This is a genomic window from Nitratidesulfovibrio oxamicus (assembly GCF_015731765.1).
In the GTDB taxonomy this organism is placed as follows: domain Bacteria; phylum Desulfobacterota; class Desulfovibrionia; order Desulfovibrionales; family Desulfovibrionaceae; genus Cupidesulfovibrio; species Cupidesulfovibrio oxamicus.
In genome coordinates this window covers 1-2,501 of record NZ_VRYY01000377.1, presented here as the reverse complement: position 1 = coordinate 2,501, position 2,501 = coordinate 1, and the positions used below count along the sequence as shown (strand labels likewise).

The window sequence follows — 2,501 nt, the reverse complement described above, 5'->3', positions numbered from 1 at the left end:
ACATCCACGTGGGGCCGGAGGGGTACGCCGCGCTGGCCGCCCTGCCGAATGCCTCGACGGTACTGTCCGCCCAGGTGGGCGCCGCCGGGCTGAGGGCCACGGTGGCGGCGGCGCGGGCGGGCAAGGTGATCTGCCTCGCCAACAAGGAATCGCTGGTGCTGGCGGGCGCGCTGATCCGGCAGATATGCGCCGAAACGGGCGCGGTGGTGCTGCCCGTGGATTCCGAGCACAACGCCGTGTTCCAGGCCCTGCGCGTGCACGACATGTCCCGTGTTCCCCATGCCGTGCGCCGGGTCATCCTTACCGCATCGGGCGGGCCGTTCCGGGGGCGCGACCGGGCCTTCCTGTCCACGGTCACCCGCGAGCAGGCCCTGAACCACCCCAATTGGTCCATGGGCGCCAAGATCACCATCGATTCCGCCACGCTGATGAACAAGGGGCTGGAGGTCATCGAGGCCTACCACCTGTACGGGGTGGCTCCGGAGTACATAGAGGTGGTGGTGCACCCGCAGTCCATCGTGCACTCGCTGGTGGAATACGCCGACGGCTCGCAGATCGCCCACCTGGGCACGCCGGACATGCGCATCGCCATCGCCTACTGCATGGCGTGGCCGCGTTGCGTGGACACCGGGGTGGCCCCGCTGGACCTTGTGCGGGCGGGCAGCTTGACCTTCGAGGCCCCCGACTTATCCTCTTTCCCGTGTCTTGCGCTGGCGCGGCGCGTGGTTGCTGCAGAGGCGCACACCCCCGGCGGCGCGGGCCTGCCCGTGGTGCTCAACGCCGCCAACGAGGCGGCGGTGGATCTTTTCCTGCACGGGCGCATCGGGTTCATGGACATTCCCGCGCTCATTGAACGGGCGCTGGACGCCCATGAAGCAGAATCGCCGGACACAGAATCGCCGGACACCAAATCGCCAGACGCTGCATCACCTGACACCACCGGAACATTCCTGATGCACGACATCTACCACATAGAGGCGCTCGACGCCGCAACCCGCCGCCGCGTGCACCACTGGGCAGACGCGGCTGGCACGCAAGGAACGGGCAACGCATGAGCAGCTTCCTTTCGGTACTCCTGGTCCTTGGCGGCCTGATATTCTTCCACGAACTCGGCCACTTCCTGATCGCCCGACTGTTCGGCATCGGCGTACAGACCTTTTCGCTGGGCTTCGGCCCGCGCCTGTTCGGCTGGCGCAGCGGCCTGACCGACTACCGGCTGTCGCTGGTGCCCCTGGGCGGCTACGTGTCGCTGGTGGGCGAAAGCGAAGAGGCCGAACTGCCCGAAGGCTTCGAAAAGCGGCACAGCTTCACCTTGCGCCCGGCGTGGCAGCGGTTGCTGGTCATTGCCGCCGGACCGGTGTTCAACCTGTTGCTGGCGTGGTTCATCTACTGGGGGCTGTTCTGGGCGCACGGCCAGTTCCAGCTGGCCCCGGAAGTGGGCCGGGTACAGCCGGAAAGCCCCGCCGCCATCGCGGGCGTGGCCCCCGGCGACCGCATCGTGTCCATCGGCGGCAAGCCGGTGCAGTGGTGGGACGATGTGGCCGGGTCCATCGTGGCCAGCGAGGGCCGCGAACTGGCCATCGCCATCGACCGCAACGGCACGGCCCTGACCCTGGACGTGAAACCCGAGGTGCGCACCCGCAAGACCATTTTCGGCGAGGACGAGCACACCTGGCTCATCGGCATCCAGGCTTCGGGGCGCACCGTATCCCTGCCGCTGGACGGTTCCTCGGCCATGAAGGCCGGGCTGGACCAGACATGGCGGATGATCGTCATCACCGGCCAGAGCGTGCAGAAGATATTCGAACGGGTGGTGCCGCTGGATTCCGTGGGCGGGCCCATCATGATCGCCCAGATGGTCAGCGAGCAGTCCCGCCAGGGGCTGGACAACGTGCTGGCCCTTACCGCGCTGATCAGCATCAACCTGGGCCTGCTGAACCTGCTGCCCATACCGGTGCTGGACGGCGGGCACATCATCTTCCTGACCATGGAAATGGTCATGCGCCGTCCGGTCAACGCCCGCCTGCGCGAGATTACCACCCGCATCGGCCTGGCCTTCCTGCTGGCACTCATGCTGCTGGCCACCTACAACGACATCGTGCGGAACCTGCAGTGACCCAGACGACCGAGGCGGCGGGACTGGCCGGAGGGACGGGGACCTGCGCCGCACATGGCGGCGGGAGCATCACCCTGGCCCTGAACGCGGCGGAATCGCGCGTGCAGGCCGCCGCCCTGCGCGACGGCGAAACCCTGTTCGCGCAGGAATGGCACGTGCCCTCGCAGGGCACGGAACTGCTGGCCCCGGCCCTTGCCGACGCCTTCGAGCGGATGCGCCTTTCACTGGCCGACGTGCGGCGCATTGCCTGCGTGCAAGGCCCCGGCAGCTTCACCGGGCTGCGCCTGGTGCTGTCCACGGCGGCGGGCATGGCCCGCGCGCTGGGCGCGGAGCAGGCCGGGCTTTCGTACACGCAACTATTGGCCTGCGGCCCGCTGCTGCCGTG

General features: G+C 68.3%; 3 protein-coding genes. All 3 read left to right on the top strand.

What is annotated here, in order from left to right:
- Positions 1-1,055, top strand: a 1,055-nt coding sequence (gene dxr / locus FVW20_RS12470) for a 1-deoxy-D-xylulose-5-phosphate reductoisomerase (protein ID WP_196609871.1), incomplete at its 5' end; no start/stop codon positions are given.
- Positions 1,052-2,116, top strand: coding sequence for an RIP metalloprotease RseP (gene rseP, locus FVW20_RS12465; protein ID WP_196609870.1), 1,065 nt, complete (start codon positions 1,052-1,054; stop codon positions 2,114-2,116). The genes dxr and rseP, both read left to right, overlap by 4 nt.
- Positions 2,113-2,501: tRNA (adenosine(37)-N6)-threonylcarbamoyltransferase complex dimerization subunit type 1 TsaB (gene tsaB / locus FVW20_RS12460; protein WP_307831521.1), on the top strand; the 389-nt coding region annotated here is incomplete at its 3' end. The genes rseP and tsaB, both read left to right, overlap by 4 nt.

What these genes read in the sequence shown, in the direction of transcription:
- rseP (WP_196609870.1), top strand. Translation starts at nt 1,052, where the DNA reads ATGAGCAGCTTCCTTTCGGTACTCCTGGTCCTTGGCGGCCTGATATTC.